This window comes from Mesorhizobium opportunistum WSM2075, assembly GCF_000176035.2.
In the GTDB taxonomy this organism is placed as follows: Bacteria; Pseudomonadota; Alphaproteobacteria; order Rhizobiales; family Rhizobiaceae; genus Mesorhizobium; species Mesorhizobium opportunistum.
The window spans coordinates 4,930,542-4,943,875 of record NC_015675.1; the positions used below are offsets into that span (position 1 = coordinate 4,930,542).

A 13,334-nucleotide genomic window follows, 5' to 3' on the forward strand; every position below is an offset into this window, starting at 1 on the left:
TACTAAAGAACTCGATTACATAAGCATTGGATCATAGGCAGGAATTATGGCCGAACTCCGGCCATTGGCCTACATTGCGCCGGCTTCATCCTCGAAACCGTCGTCCCCATTGCCCTCGGAGCCACCATTTTCGAGGAATTTCTCGGCGATCAGCCCGGCATTCTGCCGCAGCGCCAGTTCGATCTCACGCGCCGTATCGGGATTGTCGCGCAGGAACAGTTTTGCATTTTCCCGGCCCTGGCCGAGACGCTGCGAATTGTAGGAGAACCAGGCGCCCGATTTCTCGACCACGCCGGCCTTGACGCCGAGATCGACCAGTTCGCCGGTCTTGGACACGCCTTCACCGTACATGATGTCGAACTCGACCACCTTGAAGGGCGGCGCCAGCTTGTTCTTGACCACCTTGACGCGTGTCTGGTTGCCGACGACCTCGTCACGGTCCTTGACCGAACCGATGCGGCGGATGTCGAGGCGCACCGAGGCGTAGAACTTCAGCGCATTGCCGCCAGTGGTGGTTTCGGGCGAGCCGAACATGACGCCGATCTTCATGCGGATCTGGTTGATGAAGATGACCATGGTGTTGGAGCGCGAGATCGAGGCGGTGAGCTTGCGCAGCGCCTGGCTCATCAGACGGGCCTGCAGACCCGGCAGCGAATCGCCCATCTCGCCTTCGATTTCGGCGCGTGGCGTCAGCGCCGCGACCGAATCGACCACCAGCACGTCGATGGCGCCGGAACGCACCAGCGTGTCGCAGATTTCCAGCGCCTGCTCGCCGGTGTCGGGCTGCGAGATCAGGAGGTTTTCGAGATCGACGCCAAGCTTGCGGGCGTAGACCGGATCGAGCGCATGCTCGGCATCGACGAAGGCGCAGATGCCGCCCTTCTTCTGGGCTTCGGCCACCGTGTGCAGCGCCAGCGTCGTCTTGCCCGAGCTTTCCGGCCCGTAGATCTCGATGATGCGGCCGCGCGGCAGGCCACCGACGCCAAGCGCGATGTCGAGGCCGAGCGAGCCCGTTGGCACCGTCTCGATCTCGACGACCTGCTCGTTCGCGCCGAGCCGCATGATCGAGCCCTTGCCGAAAGCCCGCTCGATTTGCGACAGCGCCGCATCCAGAGCCTTTGATTTGTCCACTGCCTTATCCTCTACAAGCCGCAAAGAATTCTGAGCCATGATACATCACCCCTTGGTCGTCAATGAAGGCCGGACAATCCGTAATCCCTACCATTTTGTACCTTTTTTGTTCTCGTTTGGCAAGAGGGATCAAACATCTGAAAAACAAGTGATATCCGGATTTGTTCTTTTTTCGTACCAAGGGATCGAACAGCAATGCACCTCAGATTGGGCCAGACAGCTCGATTGTTTCGGTTCGCCGAATCGCTGCCTTGCGTGCGAAACTCCATCCGCAGCCTAACGCTTGTGCGGCAGGAATAACAAAGGGCATATCGCCGGCATGGTGAAATCCGCAAAGATACTGGCCGTGGGCGGCGCCCACATAGACCGGCGTGGCCAGGTGTCCGGCGCCTATGTGCCCGCCGCGTCCAATCCCGGCACGATGCGCGAGGATGTCGGCGGCGGCGTCTTCAATGCGTTGCGCAGCACAGTGCGGCGCGGCGTGTCGGCCTCCCTGATGTCGATGCGCGGCGGCGATGCGGCGGGCGACACCGTTTCGCGCGCCATAGCGGAAGCTGGCATCGCCGATCTCTCGGCGGTGTTCCTCGACCGAACCACGCCGAGCTATACGGCGCTGATCGACCGCGAGGGCGAACTGATCGTCGGCTTTGCCGACATGGCTCTCTACGACATGGCGTTCCCCAAGCAGATCAGGCGTTCCAAGGTGCGGGAGGTGGTCGCGGCCGCCGATGCTATCTTGTGCGACGCCAATTTGCCGTCCTCGGCGCTGGAGCGGCTCGTCGCACTCGCCGCGGGCAAGCCGGTGTACGCGATTGCCATTTCGCCGGCCAAGGTGGTGCGGCTGATGCCGGTGCTCGGCGCGCTGGCGCTGGTCTTCATGAACCGGAGCGAGGCCATCGCGCTGGCGGGCGTCAACGCAAATGCCGCGAGTCCGGCTGTCGTCGACGGGCTGCGCTGCAGCGGTCTCAGAAGCGGTGTGGTCACCGCAGGTGGCGGCGCGGTGCTGGGTTTCGACCAAGCAGGCGCCTTTTCGATCTTGCCGCCTGCCCCGAGAAAAATCGCCGATGTCACCGGAGCCGGCGACGCATTGGCAGGTGCAACGATCGCGGCCTTGCTGCGCGGTCTGCCTTTTCGCGAGGCCTTGCGCGACGGAGTCGCGGCGGCGACGCTGGCCATCGAAAGCGCCGATGCCGTTCCCGATTTCAGCGAGGCATCCTTCGTGCAAGCCCTGGCCCTTGTGCCGGATGCGCAGGAAATGGCATGAGACCGGCAAATTCATGGTCCGCAGCGCCGGCCAGCGTCGAGATAGACGCGGGCGCTCCAGCTTGGAGATCCAGATGAACCCGGAAACCGCCCACCCCTTCATCGACGTCCATGCGCCGGTGGCGCGGGCCCTCGCCGCCGGCCAGCCGGTGGTGGCGCTGGAAAGCACCATCATCACCCATGGCATGCCCTACCCCGACAATGGCGCCATGGCGGCGGATGTGGAAAAGATCATCAGCGACGGCGGCGCCGTGCCGGCAACGATCGCAGTGGTCGGCGGCCGCATCAAGATCGGCCTCTCGGATGGCGAGCGGGAATCGCTGGCCATGACGGGCGATGCCATGAAGCTGTCGCGTGCCGATCTCGGCTTTGCCGTCGCGCAAGGGCGCACCGGCGGCACCACGGTCGCCGCCACCATGATCGCGGCGCACATGGTCGGCATAAAAGTATTCGCCACCGGCGGCATCGGCGGCGTGCACAAGGGGGCGGAAAAGAGTTTCGATATCTCGGCCGACCTCGACGAACTGGCGCGCACGCCGGTCATCGTCGTCTCGGCCGGCGCCAAGGCGATCCTCGACATCGAAAAGACGCTGGAGGTGCTGGAGACGCGCGGCGTGCCGGTCGTCGGCGCTGGCTGCGAAACGATGCCGGCCTTCTGGTCGCGGCAGTCGCCCTTCCGCGCGCCGCTGACCCTGCACAAGCCGGAAGAGATCGCGCATTTCTTCCGGACCAGGGCTGCACTGGGCTTGAGTGGCGGCATGCTGATCGCCAATCCAGTGCCGGAAAACCACGAGATCCCGGCTGAGGAGATGGCTGGTTACATCGAGGCGGCGCAAAAGGCGGCAGAGGCGCTCAATGTGACGGGCAAGGCGGTGACGCCGTTCCTGTTGTCGAAAATCCTCGAACTGACCGGCGGCCGCAGTTTGAAGACCAACATCGCGCTGGTTGAGAACAATGCGCGGCTGGCGGCGAGGATCGCGAAGGCGCTGTAGGGCGCCGACGTCCGCAAGTTGGCATCACTTCCCAGCTCTTCGCCCCGCCTCATACGCGCGGCGTGCCCACACCGTCATCTCGTCGGGATCATCGAAAGCGCTGTCAGGAATGCTCCAATAGGGCATGGCGACCAGCTTGCCGTGGCGAGAGCCGGTGTAGGTCCATTGCCTGCAGCCGGCGGCTTCGAAATCGGGGGCGCTTTGTTCATCCGCCTTCAACAGCAATTCGCCGCGCAGCACGATGGCGACGATGACACCATCGAAGTAGATGCCCTTGCCGCCGAACAGCTTGCGTATGCTGACCGGGCCGAGGCCTTCGAACAGTTCGGCGATGCGTTCATTGTCCATGCCGCGATCATGTCATCGGCGTCAGAGCTTGTCATCGCCGCAACCAAAATCATGCTGACAGGTTGAAAGAGGATCGATCGGAGTTTCCCGCCATGCCTGTCCTGCTCAAAGGCTCGTGCCGCTGCAATGCCGTCCGTTTCGAGGTGGAAAGCCACACGCCGGTGCCGTTCATGCTGTGCTACTGCTCGATTTGCCGCAAGCAGCAGGGCGGTGGCGGTTTCGCCATCAATCTCGGCGCCGACTACGAAACGCTGAACATCCGGGGCAAGAGGAGCCTTGGCGTCTACCGCGCCGAGATCGAGGACGACGAGCATCCGCATTGCGAAATCTCGACCGGCGAGCGCAATTTCTGCAAGAAATGTGGATCAGCACTTTGGCTCTACGACCCGACCTGGCCGGAGCTGGTGCATCCCTTCGCCTCGGCGATCGACAGCGACCTGCCGAAACCGCCTGAAAAGGTACACCTGATGCTGAAATACAAGGCGAACTGGGTCGAGCCGGATGTCGGCAAAGGCGACAAGACTTTTGACGTCTATCCCGAGGAATCGATCGCCGACTGGCACAAGCGGACGGGGATGTGGGTGGAGTGAGTTTCTTCTCCCCGTAAACGGGGCGAAGGACGATCAAGCCGAAGCGCGTGCTTCGGCCAGCGCCTTCAAATCCGCAGGCTTCAGTTCAACGGATTCGCCGCAACCGCAAGCCGAACTCTGGTTCGGATTGTGGAAGGTGAAGCCGGTGCGCAGCGTCGTCTGCTCGAAATCCATCTCGGTGCCGAACAGGAACAGGGCCGCCTCAGGCGCCACATAGACATGAGCGCCGTCGCGCTCGATGTGGTCGTCCTTGGTGTTGGGTTCGGTCACCAGATCGACCGTGTATTCCATACCGGCGCAGCCGCCCTTCTTGATGCCAAGGCGAATGCCATGCGCGTTCTCACGCGTGGCCACGATCTCGCGCACCCGGTCGGCGGCCTTTTCGGTCATGGTGATGACGGCAAAGCGTCCCATTCGTTTTCTCCATTCCGTGCAGGTTCAAGGCCTGCCGAACGATTCCTCACCTAAAATGGTGAAGTTTTACCGCTGGCGCAAGTGCGCCTTCCGCTTGCACTTAATACCAGCCCACCGCCACCTGTGCCTCTTCCGACATGCGGTCGGGCGACCAGGGCGGGTCGAAGGTCATGTTGACCTCGACGCCGGAAACGCCTTCGACGGCGCCGACAGCATTTTCGACCCAGCCGGGCATTTCGCCGGCCACCGGGCAGCCGGGGGCGGTCAGCGTCATGTCGATCTTGACCGAGCGGTCGTCCTCGATGTCGATCTTGTAGACGAGGCCGAGCTCGTAAATGTCGGCGGGGATTTCCGGGTCGTAGACCGTCTTCAGCGCCGAAACGATGTCGTCGGTCAACCGCGCCAGTTCGTCGGCGGGAATGGCGGACGCCGAAACCACGGCGTTGGCGGCGGTTTCCGCGGTGGTCTCGGCAGTGGGGCTCGCGTCATCCATCATCGTCACCCGAAGAACTTGCGCGCTTTTTCAAGCGCTTCAGCCAAAGCGTCGACTTCGGCCCTGGTATTATACATGCCGAACGATGCCCTGCATGTGGAGGTTACGCCAAAGCGTTTCAACAGCGGCTGGGCGCAATGGGTGCCGGCGCGGACCGCCACGCCTTGCCTATCTATCACCATCGACACGTCATGGGCATGAATACCCTGGAGTTCGAACGATATGATGGCGCCCTTGCCTGGAGCGTCGCCGAAAATGCGCAGCGAGTTGATGGCGCGCAGCCGTTCATGAGCATAGATCTTGAGGTCTTCCTCATGCGCGGCAATGCGCTCGCGGCCGATTTTTTCCATATACTCCAGCGCGGCACCGAGCCCGATCGCTTGGACGATCGGCGGCGTGCCGGCCTCGAAGCGGTGCGGCGGCTCATTGTAGGTGACGATGTCTTCCGTCACCTCCTCGATCATCTCGCCGCCGCCCATGAAGGGGCGCATGCCCTGGAAAATGTCCTTCTTGCCATAGAGCACGCCGATGCCCGAGGGCCCATAGACCTTATGGCCGGTGAAGACGAAGAAGTCGCAGTCGAGGTCCTGGACGTCGATGGGCATATGGACAGCGCTCTGGCTGCCATCGACGAGCACCGGAATGCCCCGCGCGTGCGCGATGCGCACGATTTCCTTGATCGGGGTCACCGTGCCCAGCGCGTTCGACATCTGGGTGATGGCGACCAGTTTGGTGCGGTCGGTCAGGCGCTTCTCGAATTCCTCGATGTGGAAGATGCCGAGATCGTCGACCGGCACCCAGACCAGTTTCGCGCCCTGCCGCTCACGAATGAAATGCCAGGGCACGATGTTGGAGTGATGCTCCATGATCGACAGCACGATCTCGTCGCCCTCGCCGATGTTGGGCATCCCATAGCCATAGGCGACCGTGTTGATGGCCGACGTCGTGTTGGAGGTGAAGACGATGTTGTCGGTGCTCGGTGCGTTGAGGAAGCGACGCACCGTTTCCCGCGCCTTTTCATAGGCGTCGGTGGCCGCATTGGACAGGAAATGCAGGCCGCGATGCACGTTGGCATATTCCTGGGAATAGGCATGCTGGATCGTATCCAGCACCACCTGCGGCTTCTGCGCCGAGGCGCCATTGTCGAGATAGACCAGCGGCTTGCCATAGACTTCCCGCGACAGGATCGGGAAGTCGCGGCGGATCGCCTCGACGTCGTAGAAATCTCCAATCTTGCCTGGAGCGTTCATCAGGATCACCCGTGTGCCACGAACCAGCTGTCGAGCCGCGCTTCGAGCGCGTCGACGATCGCTTCGTCGTCCAGTTCCTCGATCACCTCGGCGACGAACGCCTTGACCAGAAGGCCGCGGGCGCTCTTCTCGTCAACACCGCGCGCCATCAGGTAGAAGAGATGGTCGTGGTCGATCTCGGTGACCGTCGCGCCATGACCGCAGACGACGTCGTCGGCGAAGATTTCGAGCTCGGGCTTGGTCGAGAACTCGCCATCGTCCGACAACAGCAGCGTGTTGCAGGCCATCTTGGCGTTGGTCTTCTGCGCATACTGATGGACGTTGATGCGGCCCTGGAAGACGCCGCGCGCCTTGCCCGTCACCACGTTGCGGACAATTTCGGTCGAGGTCGTATGCGGCACGGCATGGTCGAGCACCATGGTCACGTCGGTGTGGGTGTCGCCAGCCAGCAGATTGATGCCGCGCAGCTTGAAATCGGCGCCTTCGCCGGTTGTCCTGACCACGATCTCCTGGCGCACCAGCCTGCCGCCGGCATTCATGACGAACAGCGTCAGCTTCGCGTCCTTGCCGATATGGGCCTTGAACTGCGCCAGATGCGTCGCGGTCTCGGGCTGTTCCTGGACGATCAGCCATGTCACGTCGGCGCCCTCGCCGAGCACGAGTTGGCTGACCGAACTGGTCAACGCCGCACCCTCGCCGGCCTGGCGTTCGACGATGACCGCCTTGGCGCCGGCACCGACACGCACCGGCAGGCGCACATGGGTCTGGCCGCCGGCCTGCAAATTCTGCAATTCGATCGGCTTTTCCAGTTCGGCACCGTCGGCGATGTCGACAAAATACCCATCGGCGACGAATGCCGTGTTCAGCGCCCCGATGGCATCGTCGCTGCCATAGGGATCGAGCCCCGGCGCGATGCTGCCGTCGGTCAGCTTTTCCGACAGACGCTCAACGGTGACGCCGTCCACCGCCGGCATCTTCGCATCGGACTTGCCGTTCAGGACCGCCAGCACGGCAGAGCCTTCGACGATCGGACCAACGGCCTTGGGGGCGGCAGCCGGATCGAAATCCGGCACCGCGTTCAGCAGCCGGCGAAGGTCCGTGTAGTGCCAGGATTCGACGCGCCGCGTCGGCAGGCCGTGCTTGATCGCTTCGATGGCGTCGTCGCGCTTCAGCATCACCGCGCCATCGCCCGGCAGCAGCGACAGCCGGTCGCCGAAGGCGTCGATCAACGCCGTCTCGGCCGGTGTCCGCTGGGGTTGTGTGTGAATATTCATCAGTTTGACCTTGCCTTCTGGCATCTCACGCGGCTTGCCCGATCACGCCGGCATAGCCGTTGGCTTCGAGGTCGAGCGCCAGCGATTTGTCGCCGGACTTGATGACCTGGCCCTTGTAGAGCACGTGCACGCTATCGGGCACGATGTGTTCGAGCAGGCGCTGGTAATGAGTGATGACCAGGAACGCCCGGTCCGGCGCGCGCAGCGCGTTGACGCCATCGGAAACGATCTTCAGCGCATCGATGTCGAGGCCGGAATCGGTCTCGTCGAGCACGCAGAGCTTCGGCTCCAGGAGCTTCATCTGCAGGATCTCGGCACGCTTCTTCTCGCCGCCGGAGAAGCCGACATTGAGCGGCCGCTTCAGCATCGCCATGTCCATGCTGAGCGAGGCGGCGGCTTCCTTCACGCGCTTCAGGAATTCCGGGATCTTCAGCGGCTCCTCGCCGCGCGCCTTGCGCTGCTCGTTCATGGCCACTTTCAAGAATTCCATGGTCGCCACGCCCGGTATCTCCATCGGATACTGGAAAGCGAGGAAGATGCCCGACGTCGCGCGCTCGGCCGGATCCATTTCGAGGATCGACTGGCCATTGTACAGGATGTCGCCCTCGGTCACCTCATAATCCTCGCGGCCGGCGAGGATGTAGGACAATGTCGATTTGCCCGAGCCGTTCGGGCCCATGATCGCGGCGACCTCGCCGGCTTTTACCGTCAGGTTCAGGCCGCGGATGATTTCGGTGCCGTCATCGACGATGCGGGCATGGAGGTTTCTGATTTCAAGCATTTCCATTCGTCCTATCAGTAGCCGTCTGCCTGGCTAAACTCGATTCAACAACTGCTTCAAGGCTTCCCAAAGCCCCTGCCAAAAGCCATCCGGCGAGTAGGCCGCAGCGAGCAGCGCTATTCCTATCGCGCACAGCCAGAATGCGAGGCCCAGGCCCGCTTCCCAGTTATCCACTCGATCCCGCAGGTAGACATGTCTTTCTGCGGGTTCGCGTTTGCGCGCCTTTGTCACCCCACGCTTCCCTCCAGCGAGATGCCGATCAGCTTCTGCGCCTCGACGGCGAACTCCATCGGCAGCTGCTGGATGACATCCTTGACGAAGCCGTTGACGATCAGCGCGATGGCTTCCTCCTCGGGAATGCCGCGCTGCATGACGTAGAACTTCTGGTCCTCGGAAATCTTCGAGGTCGTCGCTTCGTGCTCGAACTGCGCCGTCGAGTTCTTGGCTTCCATGTAGGGCACGGTGTGCGCGCCGCACTGGTCGCCGATCAGCAGCGAGTCGCAGTTGGTGAAGTTGCGGGCATTGGTCGCCTTGCGGTGCGCCGAAACCTGACCGCGATAGGTGTTCTGCGAGAAGCCGGCGGCGATGCCCTTGGAGATGATGCGGCTCGACGTGTTCTTGCCGAGATGGATCATCTTGGTGCCAGAGTCGACCTGCTGGTAGCCGTTCGACACCGCGATCGAATAGAACTCGCCCTGGGAATCGTCGCCGCGCAGGATGCAGCTCGGATATTTCCAGGTGATCGCCGAGCCGGTCTCGACCTGCGTCCACGAGATCTTCGAACGGTTGCCACGGCAGTCGCCGCGCTTGGTGACGAAATTGTAGATGCCGCCCTTGCCCTCGGCGTCGCCGGGGTACCAGTTCTGCACCGTCGAATATTTGATCTCGGCATCGTCGAGCGCGACCAGTTCGACGACGGCGGCGTGAAGCTGGTTCTCATCGCGCTGCGGCGCCGTGCAGCCTTCGAGATAGGAGACGTAAGCCCCCTCCTCGGCAATGATCAGCGTGCGCTCGAACTGGCCGGTGTTCTTCTCGTTCATGCGGAAATAGGTCGACAGCTCCATCGGGCAGCGCACGCCCTTGGGCACGAAGACGAACGAGCCGTCGGTGAAGACAGCCGAATTCAGCGTGGCATAGAAATTGTCCGACGTCGGCACGACCGAGCCGAGATATTTCTTCACCAGTTCCGGATGCTCGCGGATGGCTTCCGAGATCGAGCAGAAGATGACGCCGGCCTGCGCCAGTTCCTTCTTGAAGGTCGTGACCACCGAGACGGAATCGAACACCGCGTCGACGGCGACACGGCCCGACTTGTAGACATTGTCGCTGGCTTCCTCGAGCTCGGAAACATCCGTCTTCTGCACGCCGGCGAGGATTTCCTGCTCGCGCAGCGGAATGCCGAGCTTCTCATAGACCTTCAAGAGTTCGGGATCGACGTCGCTGAGCGACGACGGGCCAGGCGTGCTCTTGGGCGCCGCGTAGTAGTAGATGTCCTGGAAATCGATCTTGGGATAGTTGACGCGCGCCCAGGTCGGCTCTTCCAGCGTCAGCCAGCGGCGATAGGCTTCCAGGCGCCATTCCAGCATCCAGGACGGTTCGTCCTTCTTGGCCGAAATGAAACGGATGATGTCTTCGCTCAGCCCCTTGGGAGCCTTGTCGACGGCGATCTCGGTCTGGAATCCATATTTGTATTGGTCGACGTCGATCTTTCGGACCCGATCGATCGTGTCCTGCACAGCAGGCATATGCGTTCTCCATCCACGCCGGGGTCAAGGCCCGACAGTTTTCAAACTATGGCACCGCCGAAATGACCGCCAAAGAAGCGCTCGCGGCAGCGTAAGTTCCATATAATGCGTCTCGACCGGAAATTCACCCGGCCAACATGAAACGCACGGCTCTACCAGGTCAAAAAGACCCAAAACATCTTAGTCAAGCATCGGATTTTCCCGAAAACCGCTACGCACTTTTCGGTCCGATGCTCCCAACCGCTACGCGGCTTCTTCTCTATCCGCCTTTTCCCTGGCGGCCTGCCTTGCAGCGATGCCCGCCAGTGCGGTCCTGAACAGCTCGATATCCTCGGCGCCCGTCGCCGAACCGATCGACACGCGCAAGGCACCAAGACTGTCACCGTAACCCATGGCTTTCAGCACATGGCTCGGCCCGACCTTGCCCGACGAACAGGCGGAGCCCGCCGACAGCGCCACGCCGGCAAGATCGAAGGCGATCTGCGCGGTTTCGGCCTTGACGCCGGGAATAGCGAAGAATGTCGTGTTGGCAAGCCTTGGCGCGCCGGTTCCAAAGATTTCCGCCTCGGGCACCAAGGTTTTCACGATGGCCTCGATCTCGTCGCGGCGCTTGCGCACCGTATCGATCGCCTGCAGCCCGTTCAGGGCCTCACGCGCGGCAGCGCCAAAACCGGCAATGGCGGCGAGGTTTTCCGTGCCGCCGCGATGGCCCTTTTCCTGACCGCCGCCATTGACCAGGGGCTTGGGCATCATCAGGTCCGCGGCGGCGACAATGGCGCCGACACCCTTGGGGCCGCCGATCTTGTGCGAAGACAGAACCAAATAATCGGCGTAACCCGCTGACATATCGATCGAAACGCGGCCCGTTGCCTGGACCGCGTCAACCACCAGGACACCGCCCGCCGCCTTGACGATTTCGGCGATGCGATCGATCGGCTGGATGACGCCGGTCTCGTTGTTGGCGGCATGGATCGCGACCAGCGGCAGGCCATCGGCCTTGTCGTGACCGCCAAGCGCTGTGGCCAAAGCGCCGAAATCGGCAATGCCGTTGGCATCGACGCCGATGCGCGTCACCTGCGCCGCGGGAAAGCGCCCGCCATTCAAAAGGCAGGGATGGTCCGCCTCGGAGACGTAGAGCCGGCTCATGCGCACGCTGCCGCGTCCCATCTGCCAGTCCGGGGAAAGCAGCGTCGAGGCGGCTTCGGTCGCACCGGAGGTGAACACGACATGTTCGGGCCTGGCATTCACCAGCGCCGCCACCTCGCGCCTCGCCGTCTCGATCAGGCGCCGCGCCGCGCGCCCCTCCGCGTGGACCGATGACGGGTTGGCGGCAACATCAAGTGCCGCGACCATGGCCTCGCGCGCCGCGGCAAGCAGCGGTGCACTGGCATTGTAGTCGAGATAGGCACGTTTTGCGGCCATTTTCGTCCAGTTGGTCCCGTCAGAAGCCATTCGGTTGTCGTATGGCGTTATTTCCTTGAAATTCCAAGGCGAGCCGTCCTATTTACGCGGCTTGCGGCGCCGGTGGCCGGGCTCGACGTCTGGCCACTCAGTTTTGAACAGTTCTAAACTAGCTTCTAGGAAGACGCTCGCCCTGCGTCAAGGCCAGAGGAAGGTTCGTTCCGGGCGCCGCGCATTCGTATTACAAGTGGAGTATTTCATGCCTGAGGTCATTTTTACCGGTCCGGCCGGCCGTCTGGAGGGGCGCTACCAACCCTCAAAGGAAAAGAGCGCGCCGATTGCCATCGTGTTGCACCCGCATCCGCAGTTCGGCGGCACGATGAACAACAAGATCGTCTACGACCTCTTCTACATGTTCCAGAAGCGCGATTTCACCACGCTGCGCTTCAACTTCCGCGGCATCGGCCGCAGCCAGGGCGAATTCGACCACGGTACCGGCGAGTTGTCGGACGCGGCGGCTGCGCTCGACTGGGTGCAATCGCTGCATCCGGATTCCAAGAGCTGCTGGGTCGCCGGTTATTCCTTCGGCTCGTGGATCGGCATGCAGCTCCTGATGCGCCGGCCCGAGATCGAAGGCTTCATCTCGATCGCGCCGCAGCCCAACACTTATGACTTCTCATTCCTGGCGCCCTGCCCGTCATCGGGCCTGATCATCCATGGCGACGCCGACAAGGTGGCGCCGCCGAAGGATGTGCAGGGCCTGGTCGACAAGCTGCACACCCAGAAGGGCATCACCATCACGCAGAAGACCTTGCCCGGCGCCAACCATTTCTTCGCCAACGACGCCGATCTGCTGATCGAGGAATGCTCCGACTATCTCGACCGCCGGCTGGCTGGAGAATTGTCGGATCCGCGGCCCAAGCGGTTGAGATAGCAAAAGGGCGGCTGAGATAAGCAAAAGGAAGGTACGAGCGCGGATGTATGAGCCTCCCCAGTTCCAGGAAACGCGGCCGGATGTCCTGCACGGACTGATCCGGGCGCATCCGCTCGGCATGCTGATCTCGAACGGGCCGGACGGCCCGGTGGCCAACGCCATTCCCTTCTTGCTCGATGCCCCCTCTGAACTTAGTGAAAGCCTGCCGCCGAACGGCAGGCTGCGCGCGCACCTGGCCAGGGCCAACCCGCAATGGCGCCTCATCGCCGACAATCCGGCGTCGCCCGTGCTGATCGTCTTCCAGGGCACCGATGCCTATGTGACGCCGTCCTGGTACGAGACCAAGCGCGAGACCGGCAAGGTGGTGCCGACCTGGAACTACGCCATCGTGCAGGTGCGCGGCACCGTCAAGGTGATGGATGACCAGGACTGGCTGGCACGACAGATCGCGGATCTGACCGCCTCCCAGGAAGGCGTTCGCGAGGCACCCTGGGCGGTGACGGACGCGCCGGCGCCCTTCATCCAGTCGCAGATCAAGGGCATCATTGGGCTGGAGATCGAGATCGGCGAGATCCACGGCAAGTGGAAGGTCAGCCAGAACCGTCCCGTCGCTGATCGCGTCGGCGTCGCGCACGGACTTGAAAGCGAAGTCGCCGATTCGTCCGATATGGTTCGCCTGGTAAAGTCTTACGGTGGCCTGGACGGCAATTAAGCCGGC

The 13,334-nt window shown here is 62.4% G+C and carries 14 protein-coding genes; 5 read left to right on the plus strand and 9 right to left on the minus strand.

Features of this window, described 5'->3' with window-relative positions:
• Positions 1-69: 69 nt before the first annotated feature.
• Positions 70-1,170 (minus strand): recombinase RecA, encoded by a 1,101-nt coding sequence (gene recA, locus MESOP_RS23860; RefSeq protein ID WP_013895892.1) that lies wholly within the window; start codon positions 1,168-1,170, stop codon positions 70-72.
• A 280-nt stretch (positions 1,171-1,450) separates the two neighbouring features.
• On the opposite strand from recA, the gene MESOP_RS23865 reads away from it, so the two are divergent.
• Together MESOP_RS23865 and MESOP_RS23870 are read left to right on the plus strand one after the other, a co-directional pair.
• Positions 1,451-2,395, plus strand: coding sequence for a carbohydrate kinase family protein (locus MESOP_RS23865; RefSeq protein ID WP_013895893.1), 945 nt, complete (start codon positions 1,451-1,453; stop codon positions 2,393-2,395).
• Positions 2,396-2,468: 73 nt separating this feature from the next.
• On the plus strand, positions 2,469-3,386 hold the full coding sequence (locus MESOP_RS23870) for a pseudouridine-5'-phosphate glycosidase (protein WP_013895894.1): 918 nt from the start codon (positions 2,469-2,471) through the stop codon (positions 3,384-3,386).
• Positions 3,387-3,410: 24 nt separating this feature from the next.
• Here MESOP_RS23870 and MESOP_RS23875 read toward each other — a convergent pair whose 3' ends face one another.
• Entirely contained in the window at positions 3,411-3,734 is a 324-nt protein-coding gene (locus MESOP_RS23875; protein WP_013895895.1) for a TfoX/Sxy family protein, read from the minus strand.
• 92 nt (positions 3,735-3,826) lie between these two features.
• Between MESOP_RS23875 and MESOP_RS23880 the strand changes: the two genes are divergently transcribed.
• Positions 3,827-4,324 (plus strand): GFA family protein, encoded by a 498-nt coding sequence (locus MESOP_RS23880; RefSeq protein ID WP_013895896.1) that lies wholly within the window; start codon positions 3,827-3,829, stop codon positions 4,322-4,324.
• 33 nt (positions 4,325-4,357) lie between these two features.
• Here the strand turns inward: MESOP_RS23880 and sufA are convergent, their stop codons facing one another.
• The 7 genes from sufA to MESOP_RS23915 form a co-directional block, all read right to left on the minus strand.
• Positions 4,358-4,738 carry a Fe-S cluster assembly scaffold SufA gene (sufA, locus tag MESOP_RS23885; protein ID WP_013895897.1) on the minus strand — a complete coding sequence of 127 codons (381 nt, stop codon included), beginning with the start codon at positions 4,736-4,738 and terminating at the stop codon, positions 4,358-4,360.
• A 100-nt stretch (positions 4,739-4,838) separates the two neighbouring features.
• A complete protein-coding gene (locus MESOP_RS23890) occupies positions 4,839-5,231 on the minus strand; it encodes an SUF system Fe-S cluster assembly protein (protein WP_041164978.1) in 393 nt (130 codons plus the stop codon).
• 5 nt (positions 5,232-5,236) lie between these two features.
• Positions 5,237-6,481: a cysteine desulfurase gene (locus MESOP_RS23895; RefSeq protein ID WP_013895899.1), complete on the minus strand. Its 1,245-nt coding sequence runs from the start codon at positions 6,479-6,481 to the stop codon at positions 5,237-5,239.
• A 5-nt stretch (positions 6,482-6,486) separates the two neighbouring features.
• Positions 6,487-7,755, minus strand: coding sequence for a Fe-S cluster assembly protein SufD (gene sufD / locus MESOP_RS23900; protein WP_013895900.1), 1,269 nt, complete (start codon positions 7,753-7,755; stop codon positions 6,487-6,489).
• Between the two features lie 25 nt (positions 7,756-7,780).
• Positions 7,781-8,536, minus strand: coding sequence for a Fe-S cluster assembly ATPase SufC (sufC, locus tag MESOP_RS23905; RefSeq protein ID WP_013895901.1), 756 nt, complete (start codon positions 8,534-8,536; stop codon positions 7,781-7,783).
• Positions 8,537-8,763: 227 nt separating this feature from the next.
• On the minus strand, positions 8,764-10,281 hold the full coding sequence (sufB, locus tag MESOP_RS23910; protein WP_013895903.1) for a Fe-S cluster assembly protein SufB: 1,518 nt from the start codon (positions 10,279-10,281) through the stop codon (positions 8,764-8,766).
• Positions 10,282-10,524: 243 nt separating this feature from the next.
• Entirely contained in the window at positions 10,525-11,703 is a 1,179-nt protein-coding gene (locus MESOP_RS23915) for a cysteine desulfurase family protein (RefSeq protein WP_013895904.1), read from the minus strand.
• A 238-nt stretch (positions 11,704-11,941) separates the two neighbouring features.
• Here MESOP_RS23915 and MESOP_RS23920 point away from each other — a divergent pair, with 238 nt between their 5' ends.
• The gene (locus MESOP_RS23920; RefSeq protein ID WP_013895905.1) at positions 11,942-12,616 is read left to right on the plus strand and encodes an alpha/beta hydrolase; all 675 of its coding nucleotides are present in this window, start codon (positions 11,942-11,944) and stop codon (positions 12,614-12,616) included.
• Between the two features lie 43 nt (positions 12,617-12,659).
• Positions 12,660-13,328 carry an FMN-binding negative transcriptional regulator gene (locus tag MESOP_RS23925; protein WP_013895906.1) on the plus strand — a complete coding sequence of 223 codons (669 nt, stop codon included), beginning with the start codon at positions 12,660-12,662 and terminating at the stop codon, positions 13,326-13,328.
• Positions 13,329-13,334 lie beyond the last annotated feature (6 nt).

Excerpts from the sequence above, each read along its gene's own strand:
- recA (WP_013895892.1), bottom strand. The coding sequence starts at position 1,170 with ATGGCTCAGAATTCTTTGCGGCTTGTAGAGGATAAGGCAGTGGACAAA.
- MESOP_RS23865 (WP_013895893.1), top strand. The coding sequence starts at position 1,451 with ATGGTGAAATCCGCAAAGATACTGGCCGTGGGCGGCGCCCACATAGAC.
- MESOP_RS23870 (WP_013895894.1), top strand. The coding sequence starts at position 2,469 with ATGAACCCGGAAACCGCCCACCCCTTCATCGACGTCCATGCGCCGGTG.
- MESOP_RS23875 (WP_013895895.1), bottom strand. The coding sequence starts at position 3,734 with ATGGACAATGAACGCATCGCCGAACTGTTCGAAGGCCTCGGCCCGGTC.
- MESOP_RS23880 (WP_013895896.1), top strand. The coding sequence starts at position 3,827 with ATGCCTGTCCTGCTCAAAGGCTCGTGCCGCTGCAATGCCGTCCGTTTC.
- sufA (WP_013895897.1), bottom strand. The coding sequence starts at position 4,738 with ATGGGACGCTTTGCCGTCATCACCATGACCGAAAAGGCCGCCGACCGG.
- MESOP_RS23890 (WP_041164978.1), bottom strand. The coding sequence starts at position 5,231 with ATGGATGACGCGAGCCCCACTGCCGAGACCACCGCGGAAACCGCCGCC.
- MESOP_RS23895 (WP_013895899.1), bottom strand. The coding sequence starts at position 6,481 with ATGAACGCTCCAGGCAAGATTGGAGATTTCTACGACGTCGAGGCGATC.
- sufD (WP_013895900.1), bottom strand. The coding sequence starts at position 7,755 with ATGAATATTCACACACAACCCCAGCGGACACCGGCCGAGACGGCGTTG.
- sufC (WP_013895901.1), bottom strand. The coding sequence starts at position 8,536 with ATGCTTGAAATCAGAAACCTCCATGCCCGCATCGTCGATGACGGCACC.
- sufB (WP_013895903.1), bottom strand. The coding sequence starts at position 10,281 with ATGCCTGCTGTGCAGGACACGATCGATCGGGTCCGAAAGATCGACGTC.
- MESOP_RS23915 (WP_013895904.1), bottom strand. The coding sequence starts at position 11,703 with ATGGCCGCAAAACGTGCCTATCTCGACTACAATGCCAGTGCACCGCTG.
- MESOP_RS23920 (WP_013895905.1), top strand. The coding sequence starts at position 11,942 with ATGCCTGAGGTCATTTTTACCGGTCCGGCCGGCCGTCTGGAGGGGCGC.
- MESOP_RS23925 (WP_013895906.1), top strand. The coding sequence starts at position 12,660 with ATGTATGAGCCTCCCCAGTTCCAGGAAACGCGGCCGGATGTCCTGCAC.